We start from the raw sequence: 20,854 nt of genomic DNA on the forward strand, positions 1-20,854 counted from the left end.
GCTTCCTTGTGTGCCGGGTTGCTGTGTGCCGGGTCGCTTGGTGCCGGGTTGCTTCCGTCCGGGGGCACTCTGGGGACAGCCGTCGACGGCGGCGGCCCGTCAGTACTCCGGCGGAACGGCCGGGGCCAGGAGCGCCGCGAGTGCCATGCTTTGCAGCAGCGGCCTGGCCCGCCTGACCCCCATAAGTCGACCCGGGCTGCGCACCGAGTGCGGGGTGGAATTGATCAGCCCGAAGGTGGCATGCGCACGCATCCGCAGCTCGGAAGCCTCCGTGCCCTCGTGCAGCCCGGCCAGCACGTCCACCCAGAGTTCAACGTAATTGCGCTGCAGCGTGCGGACCTCGGCCTGGTCCTCGCCGGCGAGGTTGCTGAAGTCCTGGTCCTGGACCCGGATGACATCGGGATTGCTCAGGGCAAAGTCCACATGGAATGCCACGAGGCCGCCCAGCGCCGCCAGGGCCCCGTCGGAATCGGCAACCACCCGGCGGCCGCCGTCGAGCAGGTTCTTACTGACGCTGAGCAGGAGCGCGCCCAGGACCGCCTGCTTGCCGGCGAAGTGGCGGTAGACCGCGGGTCCGCTGACCCCGGCCGCCGCCCCCAGATCCTCCAGCGAGACGCGGTTGAATCCCTCCAGGGCGAAGAGCGTCGCGGCGGCGGACAAGAGGGCCTGCCGCCGGTTTGCCTTGGCTTGGCTCCGCTGCGTGGAAGGGGCGGGGGGTGGCGGTGTCTGGGTGGTCTGGCTGGGCTCGGTCACCGGCGCATCCCCTCGTTGCAGATGGTCCCTGTGTTGGACATCACAGTTAATAGAGACTAACCTAAATCTCAGTTATGCGGTACTAACCGAAATAGCCGGGGCAGCGTGAACCGCCGGTCCGGCACGCAGGTCAGGGAACGGAAACAGTCAATGGAGACAATCGCCAGCCGGGTGGACGCCACGAGCGCAGGCTTTGCCGCGAACCGGGAGGCCCAGTTGGGGCTGGCCGGTGAGTTGAGGGATCGGCTTGCCGAGGCCGCGCTGGGCGGGCCGGTGAAGTCGCGGGAACGCCATGTGGCCCGGGGCAAGCTGCTGCCTCGGGAGCGGATCGACCGGCTGCTCGATGACGGCAGCCCGTTCCTGGAGATCGCCCCGCTCGCGGCCAACGGCATGTATGACGGCGACTCGCCCGGTGCCGGCGTCATCGCCGGGATCGGCCTGGTGCACGGCCGGCAGGTCCTGGTGATTTCCAACGACGCCACGGTCAAGGGCGGGACGTATTATCCGATGACGGTGAAGAAGCATCTCCGGGCGCAGGAGATCGCGCTGGAGAACCGGCTGCCATGTATTTACCTGGTGGATTCGGGGGGTGCGTTCCTGCCCAAGCAGGACGAGGTGTTCCCGGACAAGGAGCACTTCGGCCGGATCTTCTTCAACCAGGCCAGGATGTCCGCGGCGAAGATCCCGCAGATCGCCTCCGTGATGGGTTCCTGCACGGCCGGCGGCGCGTATGTCCCGGCGATGAGTGATGAGACCGTGATCGTGCGGAACCAGGGCACGATTTTCCTGGGCGGGCCGCCGCTCGTGAAGGCCGCGATCGGCGAGATCGTCACGGCCGAGGAGCTCGGCGGCGGTGACGTGCATTCGAAGATTTCCGGGGTCACGGACCACCTGGCCGAGAACGATGAGCATGCCCTGCAGATCGTGCGGGACATCGTGGCCACGCTGCCGCGCCCGGCCGCGCCGGTCTGGGAGGTCGACGCCGTGGTCGAACCCGTGGCGGATCCGGAGGAGCTCTACGGCGCGGTCCCCACGGACGTCAACGCCCAGTACGACGTCCGGGAGGTCATTGCACGGCTGGTGGACGGCAGCCGGTTTCATGAGTTCAAGAAGAACTACGGCACCACTCTGGTCACCGGGTTCGCGAGGCTGCACGGCCACCCGGTGGGGATCGTGGCGAACAACGGGGTGCTGTTCAGCGAGTCCTCGCTCAAGGGCGCGCACTTCATCGAACTCTGCGACCAGCGCGGCATCCCTTTGCTGTTCCTGCAGAACCTCTCCGGGTTCATGGTCGGCAAGGACTACGAGCAGGGCGGCATCGCGAAGAACGGCGCCAAGATGGTCACCGCGGTCGCGACCGCCCGGGTCCCGAAGCTCACGGTCGTGATCGGCGGGTCCTTCGGGGCCGGGAACTACTCGATGTGCGGCCGGGCGTATTCGCCGCGGTTCCTGTGGATGTGGCCGGCGTCGCGGATCTCGGTGATGGGCGGCAACCAGGCCTCCAGTGTCCTGGCCACGGTGAAGCGGGACCAGTACGAGGCCCGCGGCGAGGAATGGTCCGCCGCGGACGAGGAAGCGTTCAAGGCCCCGATCAAGGCCCAGTATGAGGACCAGGGCAGCCCGTACTACTCCACCGCCCGCCTGTGGGATGACGGCGTGATCGACCCCGCGGACACCCGCACCGTCCTGGGACTGGCGCTCGACGTCGTTTCCCGCACCCCGCTGCCGGAGACCTCCTTCGGCCTGTTCCGGATGTGAGCCAGCAATGACCACCACCTCTTCACCCACCACTTCACCGACTGCTTCTTCACCCGCCGCCGCCCCGGCCGCCGGGGCGGCCCTGTTCGGCACGGTCCTGGTCGCGAACCGGGGCGAGATCGCCTGCCGCGTGATCCGGACACTGCGGGCGCTGGGGATCCGCTCGGTCGCGGTGTATTCCGATGCCGACGCCGGTGCGCGGCACGTGGCCGAGGCGGACGTCGCGGTGCGGATCGGCCCGGCCGCCGCGGCCGAGAGCTACCTGAAGATCGAGGCCATTATCCAGGCCTGCCGGGACACCGGGGCCGGGGCCGTGCACCCGGGCTACGGGTTCCTGAGCGAGAACGTCGACTTCGCCCGTGCCCTGGAAGCGGCCGGGATTACGTTCATCGGCCCGGGCGTCGAGTCCCTGAATGTCATGGGAGACAAGATCCGCTCGAAGAACCATGTCACCGGCTACGGCGTCCCGGTGGTCCCGGGCATCGCCGAGCCGGGCATGAGTGACGCACAGCTCATCGAAGCCGCGGCGGGCGTCGGGTTCCCGCTGCTGATCAAGCCCTCTGCCGGCGGCGGCGGGAAGGGCATGCACATCGTCGAACGCCCCGAGGACCTCGAGGCGACCCTGGCGACCGCCCGCCGGGTCGCGGCGAGTGCGTTCGGCGATGACACCCTGTTCCTGGAACGCCTCGTCACCACGCCGCGGCACATCGAGGTCCAGGTCCTCGCGGACAACCACGGCAACGTCATCCATTTGGGGGAGCGCGAGTGCTCTTTGCAGCGCCGGCACCAGAAGGTCATCGAGGAAGCCCCGTCCCCGCTGCTGGAATCCCTGCCCGACGGCGCGGGAATCCGGGCCCGGATCGGCGAGGCCGCCTGCCAGGCCGCGCGCAGCGTCAACTACTCCGGCGCCGGGACGGTGGAGTTCCTGGTCTCGGATGCTGCCCCGGATGAGTTCTTCTTCATGGAGATGAACACCCGCCTGCAGGTCGAGCACCCCGTGACCGAGATGGTCACCGGCATCGACCTGGTCGAATGGCAGGTCCGGATCGCCGCCGGCGAGGAACTCACCGTGACCCAGGACCAGGTCGTGCTGACCGGGCACTCGGTGGAGGCCCGCGTCTACGCCGAGATCCCGGAACGGAACTTCCTGCCCTCCACCGGACGGGTGCTGGTCCTGGATGAACTGCCTGCCGGTTCAGCAGGCCGTGTCCGGGTGGACTCGGCCCTGGTCGAGGGCCTGGAGATCTCCTCGAGCTATGACCCGATGGTCTCCAAGGTCATCGCCTGGGGGAAGGACCGCACCGCGGCCCTGGACACCCTCGACGAGGCGCTGGCCGGGTATACCGCGCTGGGCATCGCCACGAACGTCGAATACCTGCGCCTGCTGATCAACGACGCCGACGTCCGCGCCGGCCGGCTCGACACCGGCCTGATCGAACGCAAAATGCCCGACTTCTCCTTCCGGGGCGTGGGCGAGGCCGAACTCGTTGCCGCCGCCCTCTACGCGATGGCGCAGACGGAGCAGCAGTACCAGACCGTGCCCGCAGCGGGTCCCTGGCAGCGCCGCGACGGCTGGCGCCTTGGTGCGCCGGCCCCGCGGCGGATCAGCCTGGGTGGCCCGGACGGCGGCGTCGCGACGGTCGAGGTGTCCGGCACGGCAGGGCAGGGCAGGGCGACGGTGAGCGTCGACGGCGGGCCGCAACGGACGGCATCACTGCAGTTCCCCCGACGCGATCATGTGGAGCTGACCCTCGACGGCGACGCTACGGCCTACTCAATCGCGCCGGTATACACAGGAACCGCCGCCCCGGGCCGGGACAACCCGACGCCGGGTGCGCCGGCTTCGGACGCCCCGCTGCAGCTCTTCCTCGGCAACGAGGGCTGGTCCTGCCGCCTTGAGGTGCTCAGCCGCGAGGCACGGCTGGCACGGGTGCTGGCCGCGATCGAACGCGAGGAAGGCGCCGCGGACCCGGCGGTGCGTTCGCCGATGCCCGGGACCGTGGTGTCCGTGTCCGTCAGCAACGGCGACACCGTGGAGGCCGGCCAGGTACTGCTCGCGGTGGAGGCGATGAAGATGGAACACCAGCTCGTGGCGCCCCTCGACGGCACCGTGCACATCAGCGTCGGGACCGGGGACCTCGTCAAGGCCGACCAGGTGCTCGCCACGATCCACCCCGTTCACCCGGCCGAGCTCTCCAACGCCGAGGACGCGATTGAGGAAGCCGTCATCGCGATGGGCGCCGCCGAATGACCCCCGACACTGACCCCCGCTAACTGACCACCGCGAACTGACCCAGGCCGGACGGCCACAGCCCGGCGGGCACCCCTTTTCACCAGCCCCACAGACCACCAGACCCACAGACCCATAGACCAGACACAGGAGTCACCAATGGCTAGTTTTGATCTCAGCGAGGACTACCAGGACCTCAGCGACACCGTCCGCGCCTTCGCCGACGAAGTGGTGGCCCCGGTGTCCGCCAAGCACGACGAAGAGCACAGCTTCCCCTACGACGTCGTTTCCCAGATGGCGGACATGGGCCTGTTCGGCCTGCCGTTCCCGGAGGAGTTCGGCGGCATGGGCGGGGACTACTTCGCCCTGGCCCTGGCCCTGGAACAGCTCGGCCGGGTGGACCAGTCGGTCGCGATCACCCTGGAGGCCGGGGTGTCCCTGGGCGCCATGCCGATCCACCGCTTCGGCAACGCCGCCCAGAAGCAGGAGTGGCTGCCGCTGCTGGCCTCCGGCAAGGCCCTCGCCGGCTTCGGCCTGACCGAGCCGGAAGCCGGCTCGGACGCCGGCGGCACCAAGACCACGGCCAAACTGGGTGGGGGAGAGTGGGTGATCAACGGCAACAAGGAGTTCATCACCAACTCCGGCACCGACATCACCCGGCTCGTCACCGTCACCGCGGTCACCGGCCAGGAGGAGCGTCCGGACGGCAGCATCAAGAAGGAAATCTCCACCATCCTGGTCCCCACCGACACCCCGGGCTTCACGGCCGAGAAGGCCTACAACAAGGTCGGCTGGAACGCCTCGGACACCCACCCGCTGACCCTGAACAACGTCCACGTCCCGGAGGAAAACCTGCTGGGCACCCGGGGCCGCGGCTACGCGAACTTCCTCTCCATCCTGGACGAGGGCCGGATCGCGATCGCGGCCCTGGCCGTCGGCGCGGCCCAGGGCTGCGTGGACCAGTCGGTGAAATACGCCAAGGAACGCAGCGCGTTCGGGCAGAACATCGGCAAGTACCAGGCCATCGCGTTCAAGATCGCCCGGATGGAAGCACGCGCCCACACCGCCCGCCTGGCCTACTACGACGCGGCCGCCAGAATGCTTGCCGGCAAGCCGTTCAAGACGCAGGCGGCCATCGCTAAGATGGTCGCAGGCGAGGCAGCCATGGATAACGCGCGGGACGCCACCCAGGTGTTCGGCGGCTATGGCTTCATCAACGAATTCACCGTGGCACGCCACTACCGCGACTCCAAGATCCTTGAAGTCGGCGAAGGCACCACGGAGGTCCAGCTGATGCTGATCGCCCGCGAACTCGGACTGTAGCCGGCCGGAAGGATCACTGATGATCAACAAAGTTGTTGCCAGCGCAGCCGAGGCTGTCGCGGACATCCACGACGGCGCCTCACTCGCCGTCGGCGGGTTCGGGCTGTGCGGCATCCCCGTAGCCCTGATCGAGGCCTTGCATGAGGGCGGTGCCACGGATCTGGAAACCGTCAGCAACAACTGCGGTGTCGACGACTGGGGTCTCGGGATCCTGCTCAAGGACGGCCGGATCCGGCGCACCATCAGCTCCTACGTGGGGGAGAACAAGGAGTTCGCCCGGCAGTACCTTGCGGGCGAGCTGGAGGTGGTCCTTACCCCGCAGGGCACGCTGGCCGAGAAACTGCGCGCCGGCGGTGCGGGCATTCCCGCCTTCTACACGCCGGCCGGCGTCGGAACCCAGGTGTCCGACGGCGGGCTGCCGCAGAAGTACGACGCCGCGGGCAACGTCGCGATCGCCTCCGCCCCGAAGGAAGTCCGCAGCTTTCGCGGCGCGGACTATGTGCTGGAGGAATCGCTGACCCCCGACTTCGGCCTCGTCCATGCCTGGAAAGGCGACCGCCACGGCAACCTCGTCTTCCACGCCACGGCCATGAATTTCAACCCGCTGTGCGCCATGGCCGGGAAGATCACCATTGCCGAGGTCGAGGAACTTGTGGAGCCCGGCGAGCTTGACCCGGAGCACGTCCACGTTCCGGGGATCTTCGTCCAGCGCGTGGTGCTGGCGCCGCAGGGCGAGAAACGGATTGAGAAGCGGACGGTTTCAGTATCCGCCGCGGCCGGTGCAGCAAAACGGGCAGCAGAGCAGGCAGGAGCATAGCCGTGGAAACGAACAAAGCTCAAGAGGCCCCGCCCCGTCCCGAAGCCGTCAGGCACGAATACCGGCGCTCCGCCGTCGAACATCCCGCCGGGGTTGAGACCAAGGGGTGGACCCGCAACGAACTGGCCGCCAGGGTGGCGCAGGAGCTGCACAACGGCCAGTACGTCAACCTGGGCATCGGCATGCCGACGCTGATCCCCAACTACATTCCGGCCGGCGTCGAAGTGGTGCTGCATTCGGAGAACGGCATCCTCGGCGTCGGGCCCTACCCGGACGAGGGTGAGGTGGATCCTGACCTGATCAACGCCGGCAAGGAAACCGTTACGGTCAACAAGGGCGCGGCGTTCTTCGATTCCGCCGCCTCCTTCGGCATGATCCGGGGCGGCCACGTCGATGTGGCCGTGCTCGGCGCCATGGAGGTTGCCGCCAACGGCGACCTCGCCAACTGGATGATTCCCGGCAAAATGGTCAAGGGCATGGGCGGCGCCATGGACCTCGTCTTCGGCGCCAAAAAGGTGATCGTGATGATGGACCACGTGGACCGCAACGGCAGGCCCAAGATCGTGGACACTTGCACCCTGCCGCTGACCGGCAAGGGCTGCGTGGACCGGATCATCACCGACCTCGCCGTGATCGACGTCGTCACCGACGGCGGGCAATCACGGCTGGTGCTGCGCGAACTCGCGCCGAACGTGTCCGTGGAAGACGTCGTCGCGGCCACCGGAGCCGAACTCTTCGAGGAAGACCAGGAACTGACCGTATGAGTGACGCAGAAACGTCGCCGGGCACCGCTGCCGGCAGTCCGCGGGTGATTGAACAGCGCGGCCTCTACTTCGATGAGCTGGAGGAGGGCGTGGTCTATGCCCACCGGCCCGGCCGGACTGTGACGGAGACGGACAACGTCCTGTTCACGACCATGACCATGAACACCCAGGCCCTGCACCTTGACGCGGCCTGGAGTGCCGGGCAGCCGTTCGGCCAGCGGCTGGTGAATTCGATGTTCACGCTTGCCACCGTGGTGGGCCAGTCCGTGCCCCAACTGACCCAGGGCACCATCATCGCCCAGCTGGGCCTGACGGATGTGTCCTTTCCGCGCCCGCTCTATCACGGGGACACGCTGTACACGGAGACTGTGGTCACCGGAAAAAGGCCGTCAGCGTCCCGCCCCGGCCAGGGCATTGTGACCATGCAGCACACCGGGCGCAACCAGCACGGCGACGTCGTGGCCCTCGCCGCCCGCAGCTGCCTGATGTGGACACGCGAGGCCCACGCCGCTGCCGAGCTGGAAGCGGCGCAAAAGGGGACAATAGAGACATGAGTTACCTGATGGGTCCCGCCCTGCTGTTTTGCCCTGCCGACCGCCCCGAGCGGTACCAGAAAGCCGCCGAACGCGCCGACACCGTGATCGTGGACCTCGAGGACGCCGTCGCCCCCGGAGACAAACAGCGGGCCCGGGGCGCCATCCTCGCCCAGCTCGGCGCCACCGGCGACGTCCCGGAGCTGGATCCGAGCCGCACCATCATCCGGGTTAATCCGGCCGGCACGGACGAGTTCGAGAAGGACCTGCACTGCCTCAAGCACACACCCTACCGGCACATCATGCTGGCCAAGGCCGAGAGCGCCGCGCAGCTCAAGGGGCTGGAGGGCTATAGCGTGATCGCCCTTTGCGAGACGGCCGCCGGCGTCCTCAACGCCGCCGCCATCGCCGCCGAACCCAACGTGGTGGCCCTCATGTGGGGTGCGGAGGACCTGCTGGCATCGCTCGGCGGAACCTCCAGCCGCACCGAAAACGGCGACTACCGCGCGGTCGCGCTGCACGCCCGCTCCAGCGTGCTCCTGGCCGCCGGCGCGTTCGGCAAGGACGCGATCGACGCCGTCTACGTCAACATCCCGGACCTGGACGGCCTGGCGCTCGAGGCCCGTGACGCCGTGGCCTCCGGATTCTCCTCCAAGGCCTGCATCCACCCGGGCCAGGTGGCCGTGGTCCGCGAGGCCTACGCACCGACAGAGGCGGACGTCGCGGCGGCCGCCGAACTGCTGGGCGCTGCCGCCTCCGCCGGCACGGGAGTGTTCCAGTTCAACGGCAGGATGATCGACGGACCCATCCTCAAGCACGCCGAGGCCACCCTGCGCCGCGCTGGCCGCGTCGGGTCCTGACCTTGTCCTGTCCGGGTCGCCGCCTCCGGGCGGGTTCGGTGCGGTACTCAGTCTGAACCTCGTCGATTCGTCACGAATGGCCGCTTTGGTGCGTTCCATAGCGGCCATTTGCGTCAGATGGGTGCTCTTGCTGCGCAATCCCGTCCGGGTGCCACGGCCCGACGAGCCGGAGTGAGCGCTGCTAGCCCATGAAAACCGGACGTGCTCAGCGCCGCCAGAGGTAGCGGTTCTCCGGCCGGCCCGCGGCGCCGTAACGGGGCGTGAGACGGGCGTGGCCGTGGATTACGAGGTACTCGAGGTAGCGTCGGGCACTAACCCGGGACAAGCCCAGTTGCAGGGCGAGGCCGGCCGCGGAGACGTCCTCGGAACTGGCCTTGAGCGCATCGATGACCGCGTCCAGAGTTGGCCGGGAGAGTCCCTTGGGCAGCCGCACGGCAGGCTGACCCTGCGGCTCCAGCTGTCCCGATTGTCCCGGCTGTCCCTGCTGGGGGTCCGCCCGTGCGGGCCGGCGGGAGGGAGCCACCAGACGGTCGATGCTTGCCTGGTCCAGCGGCCCGGCCCCGCCCGAGGCCAGTTCGTTGCGCAGCAGGACGTACTCGTCCAGCCGTTCGTTCAATGCCTGCGAAGAGAATGGCTTGACCAGGTAATGCAGCACGCCGCCGGCCATCGCGCCGCGCACCGTGTCCAGCTCCCTGGAGGCGGTAATCACGAGGACATCCACTGGCCGCCGGCGCCCGCGCAACCGCTGCAGGACGTCCAGGCCGGACATGTCCGGCAGATGAATGTCCAGCAGCACCAGCTCCGGCTCCAGCTCTGCGGCCAGATCGATGCCCTGTTGCCCGGTGTGGGCCATGGCCACGACGTCGAATCCGCCGCGTGCCAGCAGGAACCCGTGATGGATCCCGGCCACTGCTACGTCATCGTCGATGATGAGGGTGCGTATGGCGCTCATTGCTTTTGTAGTTCCGTCTCTTTTGTCCCGAGCGCTACCGTGAAGCAGGCTCCGCCCAATGCCGACGAGGACACGGTTGCCCGGCCGCCGCGCCGCAGGGCAACCCGCTGGATCAGGGCGAGCCCAAATCCGCGGCTGTTGATGCCCTCGGCTTCCTTGCTGGTCACACCGGGCTCGAACACCTTAGCGCGTTCGGCCACGGGAATGCCGGGCCCGTCGTCCTCCACCATGATGCTCCGCTCACCGTCGGCGCTCTCGCCGAGCCGGATGGCAACCGTGCTGTCGTAGCCCGCGGCGTCCACGGCGTTGTCGATCAGGTTGCCGAGGACAGTGATGACATCACCGGAGTCATCGGCGGAGCACACCGAATCGGGGCTGACGATGATCTCGATGCCGCGCTCTGCGCAGACTGTGGACTTGGCGATCAGCAGGGCCTGGACCCCGTGATCGGTGATTCCGGGCGCCAGCGGACGGTTCGCGAAGATGGCGTCGTTGTGGCTGCGGCCCAGGTATTCGATGGCCTTGTCCTGTTTTCCGAGCTCCAGCAGGCCGGAAATGACGTGTAGTTTGTTGGCGAATTCGTGCGCCTGGGCGCGGAGCGCCTGCATCACGTCCACGGCGCCGTCGCGGTCGCGCAGGACGGTGTGGAGCTCGGTGCGGTCGCGCAGGATCAGCACCTTGCCGACTTCCCGCCCGTCGACGGTGGCCGCATTGACTTTGCCCAGCAGGATCCGTTCGCCAGAGAGCACGAGTTCCTCCGTGGCCGAACCGGCCGAGAGTAAGCGCTGGACCGCCGGTTCCAGGCTTGCCGCGGCGGCGGTGCCGGTAATGTCCCCTGCCAGTCCGAGCAGCCGGCGGGCCTCGTCGTTGACCAGCGCGACCTTGCCGTCGCCGTCAACGGCAACGAGGCCTTCGCCGAGGCCATGCAGCATGGCGTCGCGCGTTTCCAGCAGTGCCGCGATGTCCTCGGGCTCAAGCTTGTAGATCCGCCGCCAGACCAGTTTTGAGACGTACATCGCGCCGAGGGAACTCAGCAGTGCGGCGCCCAGGAGCCAGCCGAACAGTTGGGGCATATCCTCATCGAGGTCGGCGGCCAGTGTGCTCTCCAGCACGCCCACGGATGCGGAACCGATCACCGTGCCGGCCGCGTCGAAAATGGGTACCTTGACCCGCCAGGACTCGCCGAGCGTGCCCGTCTGGGTGCCCACGTAGATCTCGCCGGACAGCGGCACGGAGGGATCGGTGGAGACGGGCCGTCCGATTTCCGCGGGATTGGGGTGTGACTGCCGGACCCCGGCCCGGTCCGTCACCACCACATAGGTGACATTGGATGCCTGCCGGATGACTTCGGCGATCGGCTGGATGGTCTGGGACGGGGACGGGCTACGGAACGCGTTGATGACCGAGGGGAGCCGGGCAACACTTTCGGCCACACCGATCAGCCGTCCCTTGTAGGCGTCCCGTAGCTGTTGTTCCTGCATCCGGATCGTCACGGCCCCCACCACCGTGAGGACGGCCAGCACGATGCCCAGCTGCAGTGCGACCAGCTGGAACCGGAGGGGAATTCTGTGAACCATGTCACAAGCTTCCCATCCGGGCAGCGCCGCCGCGGACCAAAGACCCGGTCCGGACCGTGACCAATATGACCACTATTACCTCTACGTCCAAATGCTGTTGCCTTTCGCGGCGCGCTCCTAGGGTCGGTGACGTGATTCCAATGATGTGCATCACATTCGCTCAAGGAGAAACCATGTCTTCGCAGAACTTTTTCACGCGGCCCACCTTCACCCGGTCCACTTACAACCGGTCCACTTACAACCGGTCCACTTACACCCGCCGCGCCGCCCTGATTGCCGGAGCCGCCGGAGCCGTCCTGGCCCTGTCCGCCTGCGCGGGAAGCGGAACGGGCGCGGCTGCAGGCTCGTCCGCTGGCGCTGACCCGATCAAGAAGCTGAGCATCATTGTTCCGGCCAACCCGGGTGGCGGCTGGGACCAGACAGGGCGCGCCATGCAGCAGGACCTGCAGGCCAACAAGCTCGTCTCCTCCGCCCAGGTCACCAACATCGGCGGCGGCGGCGGAACCAACGGCCTGGCCAAACTCGCCACCGAGAAGGACGCCAACACGCTCATGGTGATGGGCTACGTCATGGTCGGCGCCGTGGAAACTAATGGGGCCAAGACCCGTCTTGAGGACACGACGCCGATTGCGCGCCTGACCGAGGAGCCGCTGGTCCTGGTGGTGCCGGCGTCGTCGAAGTACCAGTCCGTGAAAGACCTGGTGGAGGACATCAAGGCCAACGGCAAGGGGGTGGCCATCACCGGCGGCTCGGCCGGCGGCGCGGACCACATCCTGGCCGGCCAAATCCTGAAGTCCCAGGGGGTGGAGGCGGACAAACTGAACTACATCGGCTATTCCGGCGGCGGCGAATCCATCGCCGCCCTGCTCGGCAACAAGGTCCAGGCCGGCATCTCCGGCGTCGGCGAGTATGCCGAACAGGTCAAGGCCGGCAAGGTCCGGGCGCTCGCCGTCTCCGGCAAGACCGAGGCTCCGGCGCTTCCCGGCATCAAACCGCTCAAGGACCAGGGGATCGACGTCGTACTCACAAACTGGCGCGGCGTGGTCGCCCCCGGCTCCATCGATGACGCCCAGAAGGCGAAACTGACCGAGGTCGTGACCAAGCTGCACGGGACCGAAGCCTGGAAGTCCACCCTTGCCAAGAACAACTGGGACGACGCCTTCCTCGCCGGTGACGGTTTCAAGACCTTCCTGACCGAGGACATCACCAAGGTCAAAACCACGCTGACCGAGATCGGCCTGGTCAAGTAACAGTGTCTTCCCTCGTATCAAAGTCGCCTCCCGACACAACGCCGGCCAAGCGGCCCACAGGGGAGATCCTCTTCGCCCTCGTGTTCGTCAGCGTGGGTGCGGCAGGCCTGGCGACGGCGGGATCCATTCCGATCCCGCCGTCGGAGACCGGCATCGGCCCGCGGGCCTTCCCGTATATCGTGTGCGGCATGCTGGTGCTGTGCGGCGCCGGCGTGGTCCTGCAGGTCCTCCGCGGCAAGGTCGGGCAGGCCGAGGACAGCGAAGACCTGGACGCGACGGCCAGGACCGACTGGATGGCCCTCGCCAAACTGGTGGGCTTTGTGGTGCTTCACATCTTCCTGATCGAGCCAGCGGGCTGGCCGGTGGCCGCCGCCGTGCTCTTCAGCGGTGCGGCGTGGTCCCTGGACGCCAGGCCCCTCTGGAAGGCGATCGCCGTGTCCGTCGTCCTGGCGCTGGTGCTCCAGTACGTCTTCGGCGGGCTGCTGGGCGTGTCCCTGCCCCCGGGACCGCTGCTCGAGGGGGTGCCGTTCTTCCATGGATAGCTTCATGATGCTGCTTGAAGGCTTCAGCACCGCGCTTCAGCCGGTCTACCTGCTCTATGCCCTGGGCGGCGTTTTCGTGGGCACCGCCGTCGGTGTGCTGCCGGGCATCGGGCCGGCCATGACGGTGGCGCTGCTCATGCCGATCACGTACGCCCTGGACCCCGCCGCGGCGCTGATAGTTTTCGCCGGAATCTACTACGGCGGCATGTACGGCGGGTCAACCACCTCCATCCTGCTGAACACACCGGGCGAATCTTCCTCGATCGTCACGGCGCTGGAAGGCAACAAAATGGCTAAGGCCGGCAGGGGAGCGGCGGCCCTGGCGACGGCGGCCATCGGCTCCTTCATTGCCGGGACCATCGCGACGGTCCTGCTGTCCTTCCTGGCCCCCGTCGTCGCCGATTTCGCCGTCGGACTCGGACCCGTGGACTACGTGGCGCTCATGGTGGTGGCATTCCTGACCGTCGGCGCGCTGTTGGGTGCCTCCGTCCTGCGGGGCCTGGCCTCCCTGGCGCTCGGGCTGTTCATCGGCCTGATCGGCATCGACGACAGCACCGCCCAGCAGCGCTTCACGTTCGACAACCCCACGCTGGTGGACGGCGTCGATATGGTCCTCGTGGCCGTGGGCCTCTTTGCCCTCGGCGAGGCGCTCTATGTTGCCTCCAAGCTGCGGCACGGTCCGGTGGAGCTCATCCCGGTCAGCAAGGGCAAGAACGCCTGGCTGTCCAAAGAAGACTGGAAGCGGTCCTGGAAACCGTGGCTGCGCGGGACATTCATCGGCTTCCCGATCGGCACGGTCCCGGCAGGCGGTGCCGACGTGTCAACGTTCCTGTCCTACGCGGCCGAGCGCAAGCTCGCCAAGGGCGCCAACAAAGCCCAGTTCGGCAAGGGCGCCATCGAAGGCGTTGCAGGACCGGAAGCGGCCAACAACGCCGCAGCCGCCGGAGTCCTGGTCCCGCTGCTGACGCTCGGGATCCCCACGACAGCCACGGCGGCCATGATGCTCACGGCGTTCCAGCGATACCAGATCCAGCCCGGTCCGCTCCTGTTCGAAAACCAGGGCGCCCTGGTCTGGACGCTCATCGCCTCGCTGTACGTCGGCAACCTCATGCTCCTGGTGCTGAACCTTCCCCTGGTAGGCCTGTGGGTGAAGATCCTGCAGATCCCGCGGCCCTACCTTTACGCGGGCATCCTGGTCTTCGCCGCCCTGGGCGCCTTCTCGGTGAACTTTGCAGCGACCGACGTCGGCATCCTGCTCGTGGTGGGCATCCTGGGCTACTTCATGCGCCGCTACGGCTACCCCGTGGCGCCCATGGTGGTGGCGATGATCCTGGGGCCGATGTTCGAGGTGCAGCTGCGGCGCTCGCTGCAGCTCTCACAAAACGACCCCACGGCCCTGTTTTCCTCCCCGTTCGCGGTGGTGGTCTACGCGTCCATGGCGCTGATCTTCGCCGCCTCGTGGTGGCTGCGCCGCCGCCAGGCGAAATTGGAGGCCGCGCCGGCGAAGGAAGAAGTGTCCGTCTAGGCCGGGTGGTTCACTGGTTTGCCGCAAATGGCCGGAAAGGCGCTCGCCATTCCGGCCATTCGCGGCAAACGGGCCTCAGCCCTCCGGCGGCAGGCGCGAGGGCGGGATGACGACGGACAGCGGCGTCCGGATCCAACGCTCGCCTGTCGCGTGGAACTCGGCCCTGGTGGAGAAACGGTAGAGGTAGCTGCGGGCACGCACCCAGCGGGGCCGTTCGCCGTCGAACGGGTCGTGGCGCAGCAACCGCAGCATCGGCCGGTCCGCCGCCAGCAGCTTGGCCAGGAATGCATAGAACCATTCCTCATGCACGGTCCGCAGCGGCAGGAACCACATCAGCCAGTCAAGCCGCAGGTGGTACGGGGCGTACTGGCGCGGGAGGCGCCGGACGTCTCCCGGCTTTCCTTTGAATCCGTACTCCCGCCAGTCGGCGCCGTCCCCTGGGTCCTCGTCGAGGGTCCCCTCCACCACGATCTCGATCCGCCGCTTCGTGACGCTGCCGAACGCGCCGTAGGTATTCACAAGCTGCCAGCGGTTGAAAGATGCGTTCATTAGCTGGTAGTGGGACAGGAGATTCTCGATGGGCCGGTAGCTGAGCACCACGAGCAGGACGGTGGCAAACAGGACCACCACAAGCCACGCGACCGGCGCCTGGGTGCCGGTTCCGGCGTCTGTTCCTGCTGCTGCGGACGCGGCAGCTCCTGCGGACGCCGTGTTCCAGTCGAGCGGGATCGCCGGAACCAGGGCGTGGGCCACGGGATCGCTGACCGCCGCGAAGGCCAGGACGATCGCCATCCAGTTCAGCCACGCGAAATTTCCGGTCGCCACCAGCCAAAGCTGCGTGAAGATGATGATCCCGGCGGCGGCGCTGGCCAGGGGCTGCGGAGCGAAGAGGAAGAACGGCACCACCAGCTGGGCGAAGTGGTTGCCCAGGACCTCCAGCCGGTGCCATGCCTTGGGCAGCAGATGGGCCTGCCGGCTCAGCGGCCCCGGCATCGGCTGGGTCTCGTGGTGGTAGTACAGGGCCGTCAGGTCCCGCCACTCCGCGCCGCCCCGGATCTTGATCAGGCCGGCGCCGAACTCCAGCCGGAACACCAGCCAGGCCAGCAGGATCAGGATGGGCCTGGGCGGGGGAGTCTGGTCGGAGCCGAGGAACGCCACCGTGAACCCGGCCTCCAGCAGCAGCATCTCCCAGCCGAAGCCGTAAAACGTCTGCCCCACGTTCACGATCGACATGTACAGCAGCCACAGGGCCAGGAACGCGAGCAGCGGAACCCACGGCGGGCCAAGCTGGGGAAGCCCGGCGATGAGCGTGGCGGCAACCGCCATGCCGCCCAGGCAGACCGTCCGCAGCAGCCGGTCCGAGTAGCGCCAGCGGAACAGGCTGGGCCGCCCCCGGCGGTTGAACCACTCGAGGTACTCCGGCACCGGCAACAGGCCGCGCTCGCCGAGGAGGGCCGGGAACTGGTTATACGAGGAGAGGAAGGCCACAAAGAACAAGGTGGCGATGCTGCGCTGCAGCACCTGCCGGGCGAACTCGTATTCCGGCGCGTCGAACCACGCGGTCCACTCCACGTTTTCCACGTTACGCCTGCGATCCGCGGCGTCAACGTGCGGCGTCAACGTGCGGCGTCATGCAGAACCAGGCCTGCGCCCAGTTCGCACTTCGCGGCAATGTTGCGCGGCGACACTGCCGCGAAGTGCGGACTCGAGCGGGAGGACGGAGCCCCGCCGCGGTGCGGGATACTTGAATCATGCAGCCGCGTAAAATCGTCCTCCTCGGGTCCACCGGTTCCATCGGCACACAGGCGATTGACGTCGTCGACGGCGCCCCGCACCTTTTTGAGGTCGTGGCGCTCAGCGCCGGCGGCAGCAACCTCGAACTCCTGGCCCGGCAGGCCGTCCATACCCGGGCCCAGGCCGTCGGCGTCGCCGCAGGGGACGCCTCAGCACTCAGGGCCCTGATCGACGACGCCGCCCGCGTGGCAGGACTCCTCGGCTACAGTCCCGAACTCATCACCGGCCCTGATGCCTCCACACGGATCGCGGAAATCAGCGCCGACGTCGTCCTGAACGGCATCACCGGCTCGATCGGGCTGGCCCCCACCCTCGCCGCCCTCAAGTCCGGCGCCACGCTGGCCCTGGCCAACAAGGAGTCCCTGATCGTCGGCGGCTCACTGGTCAAAGCCGCGGCCCGCGAAGGCCAGATCGTCCCCGTGGATTCGGAGCATTCGGCCATTGCCCAATGTCTGCGCTCCGGCTCGGCCGCGGAAGTGGACCGGCTGATCCTGACGGCGTCGGGCGGCCCGTTCCGCGGCAAGACCCGGGACGAACTGCACGACGTCTCGCCGCAGGACGCCCTGGCCCACCCCACGTGGGACATGGGCCTCATGGTCACCACCAACTCCGCAAGCCTCGTCAACAAGGGCCTGGAAGTGATCGAGGCGCACCTGCTCTTCGACATCCCATTGGAGAAGATCGACGTCGTGGTCCATCCGCAGTCCGTGGTGCACTCTATGGTCCAGTTCGTGGACGGTTCCACGATCGCCCAGGCCTCGCCGCCGGACATGCGGCTGCCCATTGCCCTCGGCCTCGGCTGGCCGGACCGTGTCCCCGGCTCCGCCCGCGCCTGCGACTGGACCCAGGCCACCAGTTGGACCTTCGAGCCGCTGGACACCACGGCGTTCCCCGCCGTGGGCCTGGCCAAGGATGCGGCCAGGCAGGGCAGCACCTTCCCGGCCGTGTTCAACGCGGCGAACGAGGAAGCCGTCATGGCCTTCCATGCCGGGCGGATCCGGTTCACCGACATCGTCGACACCATTGACGCCGTCCTCAGCGAACACACAGGGTCCTCCGGGCTGACGGTGGAGTCCGTGCTGGATGCTGAACGATGGGCACGTGCCCGCACTCACGAACGTTTAGCCGTCAGAAGCGTCTAGAAAGCCAGCGTCAAGGAAGCAGCAGATCACGCCCATGAGCCCCGTCCTTCTCTTTATTCTCGGTGTCGTCTTCGTGGCGATCGGCATCGCCGTGTCCATTGCCCTGCATGAAGTCGGGCACCTGCTGCCGGCCAAGCTGTTCAAGGTCCGCGTGACCAAGTACATGATCGGGTTCGGACCCACCGTCTGGTCGAAGAAGCGGGGCGAAACCGAGTACGGCCTCAAAGCCATCCCGCTGGGCGGCTTCGTGTCCATGATCGGGATGTACCCGCCGAACAAGGACGACGGCACCGTCCGTCCGTCCAGCACCGGCATGTTCCAGTCCCTGGCCTCTGATGCCCGCTCCCTGGCCCACGAGGAAATCGGCCCGGGCGATGAAAACCGGGTCTTCTACCGGCTGCCGGTCTGGAAGAAGATCATCATCATGCTCGGCGGCCCCGCGATGAACCTGCTGATCGGCGTCGTGCTGACCGGAGTGCTGCTGATGGGATTCGGCATCGCCAGCCAGACCACCACGATCGCCGACGTCTCCAAATGCCAGGTCAAGGCGGGCGAGACCGTGGACCCGAATTCCGCCGACTGCAAGCTCACCCCGGCGGCATCAGCCGGCCTCAAGCCGAACGACACGGTCACGTCCTTCGACGGCAAGGCCGTCACCAGCTGGGACGAACTCACCGGCTGGATCCGCGCCTCCGCGGGCAAGCAGGTCAGCGTCACCGTCCAGCGCGACGGCGCGACCGTCACCACCACCGTCACGCCCGTGCTCTCGTCCCGGCCGGTGGTCGGCGCCGACGGCCGCCAGGCCAAGGATGCCGAGGGGAAGCTCCAGTACCAGGACGTCGGATTCCTGGGCATCGGCGCCCAGACGGCACTGGTCCCGCAGCCCGCGTCCTCCGTCCTGCCGATGGCGGGGGAGAACATCAAGCAGGTCGCGGGGGTTGTGGTGAACCTGCCGGCCCGCGTGGCCGGCGTGGCCCAGGCAGCCTTCAGCGAGGAGCCCCGTGACCCCAACGGCCCCATCAGCGTGGTGGGCGTGGGCCGGGTGGCCGGCGAGGTGGCCGCCATGGAGCAGGTGCCGCTGCAGTCCCGCTTCGCCGCCCTGGTAGGTTTGCTGGCCGGGCTCAACTTCGCCCTGGCCGTCTTCAACCTCATCCCGCTGCTGCCGCTCGACGGCGGCCACGTTGCGGGCGCGCTGTACGAGGGGGCCCGCCGCCAGATCGCCAAGCTGTCCGGCCGCCCGGATCCCGGAGCCTTCGACATCGCCAAGATGCTCCCGGTGACCTACGTGGTGGCGGTGCTGCTGATGGGCATGGGGGCGTTGCTGATCTACGCCGACATCGTCAAACCGGTATCTTTGTCAAACTAGGCTAGAATCGGCCCATGAAAGCCGCCGTATACCTGCGCCAGTCCCTAGACCGTGACGGGCAGGGCCTAGCCGTTGAGCGCCAGCGACAGGACTGCACCGCGCTCTGTGACGCTCGCGGATGGGAAGCCGTGGAATATGTGGACAACAGTTTCAGCGCCAGCACGGGCAAGGCTCGCCCCGCCTACACGCGAATGCTGGAGGATATCGGAGCAGGCCGCATACAAGGCGTAGTCGCATGGGACCTGGACCGGTTACACCGCCGCCCCATCGAGCTTGAGCACTTCATAGACCTAGCCGATAAGCACCGGCTGGCGCTTGCCACGGTTACCGGAGACGTAGACCTATCCACGGATAACGGGCGACTCTACGCCCGCATCAAAGGCAGCGTTGCCCGCGCCGAAGTGGAGCGCAAGAGCGCCCGCCAGCGCCGCGCCGGGCTCCAACGTGCCGAAGCCGGTAAGCCGTGGGGCCCGCATCGCCCGTTCGGTTTCGAGGGTGACAAGACCACTCACCGCACCGAAGAGGCTGACGTCATCCGGGGCATGTATGCGGATCTGCTGGCAGGCATCTCACAGCACGAGATAGCCCGGAATCTGAACACCCGCGGGATCCAAACCACCCGCGGCGGGGAGTGGGTACAGTCCACCGTGCGGGAGCTGCTGCGGAACCCGCGAAACGCCGGGCTACGCCGCTACAACGGCGAAATCATCGGTAAGGGCGACTGGGAACCCATCGTCAGTGAAGAGACGTGGCGCGTAGCGGCCCAGCGTATGACAGGCGGCGGGAATGGCGGGGGACCGCGCAAGCACCTGCTAGCCGGCGTCGCTAAGTGCGGTGTCTGCGGTGCAAACATGGTCACGGCGTATCTGCCCGGCAAGGTTCGGACCTACGCATGCACTACGGGTAAGCATGTCGCCAGGAAAGCCGAAGCCGTAGAGGAGCTGGTAACTGAAACCATCCTCGCCGTGTTGGAATCCTCGCCGCTCCCTAGCCTGTCGGCTGACAAGAAAGCGCCAAAGTACAGCGAACTCTCAGAGCAGGCCGACACGTTGCGCCGCCGGCTGGATTCCCTCGCGGTTGAATTTGCGGACGGCGACCTCACAGCATCCCAGCTGCGCGCCGCCACGGACCGGATGCAAGCCCGCATAGCCGACATTGAGCAGGCCATGACTAGGCGATCTGCCAGCGCCGCCCTTGCGCCCCTGGCAGGTTCACACGACATGCGGAAAACGTGGGAGGGGCTGAGCATTGCACGCCGCCGCTCCATCATTGACGCTCTCGCCGTTGTGACAGTTCACCCGGTGAAGAATCGCCGGAATCCTGAACCCGGATCCGTTGAGATAGCACCGCGCCAGGACTAGCCACGCCACGCCCGAAGGGGACGCAGTTGGACAGTGGTGCATTTTCGTGTAAAGTGTTTCAAGTCGAGGTCACAAGTCTCGAAATTGTCAGGCCAGTCTAAGGACTGGCCTTTTTCATGTCGCCGCGCCATGCGGGGACATGATTGGACACTGGCGTTATTTCGTGTAAAGTGTGTCATGTCTGCGGGGAAGTGTGACCGCGGTCGGGCCGGTTCGAGTGACCGGCCTTCTTTCTGCCCCAAGCGCACTGGGTTTGGTCACTGAATGACAGGCTTGTCATTTGCCTACCGCGTGGGTTACCCTAGTC

Annotated in this window: 17 protein-coding genes; 13 read left to right on the forward strand and 4 right to left on the reverse strand. The window is 67.3% G+C overall.

Going from position 1 to position 20,854, the window contains the following annotated elements; genetic code table 11:
* Positions 1–99 precede the first annotated feature (99 nt).
* Positions 100–753 (reverse strand): TetR/AcrR family transcriptional regulator, encoded by a 654-nt coding sequence (locus LDO15_RS06790; RefSeq protein WP_223985292.1) that lies wholly within the window; start codon positions 751–753, stop codon positions 100–102.
* Between the two features lie 150 nt (positions 754–903).
* Between LDO15_RS06790 and LDO15_RS06795 the strand changes: the two genes are divergently transcribed.
* From LDO15_RS06795 to LDO15_RS06825, 7 genes are all read left to right on the forward strand, one after another.
* Entirely contained in the window at positions 904–2,511 is a 1,608-nt protein-coding gene (locus LDO15_RS06795; protein ID WP_223985295.1) for a carboxyl transferase domain-containing protein, read from the forward strand.
* Between the two features lie 7 nt (positions 2,512–2,518).
* Complete coding sequence (locus tag LDO15_RS06800) at positions 2,519–4,762, forward strand: biotin carboxylase N-terminal domain-containing protein (RefSeq protein ID WP_223985297.1); 2,244 nt, start codon at positions 2,519–2,521, stop codon at positions 4,760–4,762.
* 138 nt (positions 4,763–4,900) lie between these two features.
* Positions 4,901–6,064, forward strand: coding sequence for an acyl-CoA dehydrogenase family protein (locus LDO15_RS06805; RefSeq protein WP_223985298.1), 1,164 nt, complete (start codon positions 4,901–4,903; stop codon positions 6,062–6,064).
* Between the two features lie 19 nt (positions 6,065–6,083).
* A complete protein-coding gene (locus tag LDO15_RS06810) occupies positions 6,084–6,881 on the forward strand; it encodes a CoA transferase subunit A (RefSeq protein WP_223985300.1) in 798 nt (265 codons plus the stop codon).
* 2 nt (positions 6,882–6,883) lie between these two features.
* Positions 6,884–7,645, forward strand: coding sequence for a CoA transferase subunit B (locus LDO15_RS06815; protein WP_276572944.1), 762 nt, complete (start codon positions 6,884–6,886; stop codon positions 7,643–7,645).
* Entirely contained in the window at positions 7,642–8,199 is a 558-nt protein-coding gene (locus LDO15_RS06820; protein WP_223985301.1) for a MaoC family dehydratase, read from the forward strand. The genes LDO15_RS06815 and LDO15_RS06820 overlap by 4 nt, the downstream gene beginning before the upstream one ends.
* Entirely contained in the window at positions 8,196–9,038 is an 843-nt protein-coding gene (locus LDO15_RS06825; RefSeq protein WP_223985303.1) for a CoA ester lyase, read from the forward strand. The genes LDO15_RS06820 and LDO15_RS06825 overlap by 4 nt, the downstream gene beginning before the upstream one ends.
* 205 nt (positions 9,039–9,243) lie before the next feature.
* Here LDO15_RS06825 and LDO15_RS06830 read toward each other — a convergent pair whose 3' ends face one another.
* A complete protein-coding gene (locus tag LDO15_RS06830) occupies positions 9,244–9,990 on the reverse strand; it encodes a response regulator (RefSeq protein ID WP_223985305.1) in 747 nt (248 codons plus the stop codon).
* Positions 9,987–11,567, reverse strand: a complete 1,581-nt coding sequence (locus LDO15_RS06835; RefSeq protein WP_223985307.1) for a sensor histidine kinase — start codon at positions 11,565–11,567, stop codon at positions 9,987–9,989. Before LDO15_RS06835 ends, LDO15_RS06830 begins: the two co-directional genes overlap by 4 nt.
* A gap of 173 nt (positions 11,568–11,740) precedes the next feature.
* Here LDO15_RS06835 and LDO15_RS06840 point away from each other — a divergent pair, with 173 nt between their 5' ends.
* From LDO15_RS06840 to LDO15_RS06850, 3 genes are read left to right on the forward strand one after another with little or no spacing between them, the layout of a single operon-like run.
* Entirely contained in the window at positions 11,741–12,817 is a 1,077-nt protein-coding gene (locus LDO15_RS06840; protein WP_223985308.1) for a tripartite tricarboxylate transporter substrate-binding protein, read from the forward strand.
* Positions 12,818–12,819: 2 nt separating this feature from the next.
* Entirely contained in the window at positions 12,820–13,359 is a 540-nt protein-coding gene (locus LDO15_RS06845; protein WP_223985309.1) for a tripartite tricarboxylate transporter TctB family protein, read from the forward strand.
* The gene (locus tag LDO15_RS06850; protein ID WP_223985311.1) at positions 13,352–14,884 is read left to right on the forward strand and encodes a tripartite tricarboxylate transporter permease; all 1,533 of its coding nucleotides are present in this window, start codon (positions 13,352–13,354) and stop codon (positions 14,882–14,884) included. Before LDO15_RS06845 ends, LDO15_RS06850 begins: the two co-directional genes overlap by 8 nt.
* Before the next feature lie 75 nt (positions 14,885–14,959).
* Here LDO15_RS06850 and LDO15_RS06855 read toward each other — a convergent pair whose 3' ends face one another.
* The gene (locus LDO15_RS06855; protein ID WP_223985313.1) at positions 14,960–16,456 is read right to left on the reverse strand and encodes a lipase maturation factor family protein; all 1,497 of its coding nucleotides are present in this window, start codon (positions 16,454–16,456) and stop codon (positions 14,960–14,962) included.
* 179 nt (positions 16,457–16,635) lie between these two features.
* Here LDO15_RS06855 and dxr point away from each other — a divergent pair, with 179 nt between their 5' ends.
* Genes dxr through LDO15_RS06870 form a run of 3 tightly spaced genes read left to right on the forward strand, consistent with a single transcriptional unit; the run spans position 16,636 to position 20,547 of the window.
* Positions 16,636–17,820, forward strand: coding sequence for a 1-deoxy-D-xylulose-5-phosphate reductoisomerase (gene dxr / locus LDO15_RS06860; protein ID WP_223985317.1), 1,185 nt, complete (start codon positions 16,636–16,638; stop codon positions 17,818–17,820).
* Positions 17,821–17,854: 34 nt separating this feature from the next.
* Positions 17,855–19,186, forward strand: coding sequence for a site-2 protease family protein (locus tag LDO15_RS06865; RefSeq protein WP_223985320.1), 1,332 nt, complete (start codon positions 17,855–17,857; stop codon positions 19,184–19,186).
* A gap of 14 nt (positions 19,187–19,200) precedes the next feature.
* The gene (locus tag LDO15_RS06870; protein WP_223985321.1) at positions 19,201–20,547 is read left to right on the forward strand and encodes a recombinase family protein; all 1,347 of its coding nucleotides are present in this window, start codon (positions 19,201–19,203) and stop codon (positions 20,545–20,547) included.
* The last annotated feature ends 307 nt before the right edge of the window (positions 20,548–20,854 follow it).

Source organism: Arthrobacter sp. NicSoilB8 (assembly GCF_019977355.1).
GTDB lineage: Bacteria > Actinomycetota > Actinomycetes > Actinomycetales > Micrococcaceae > Arthrobacter.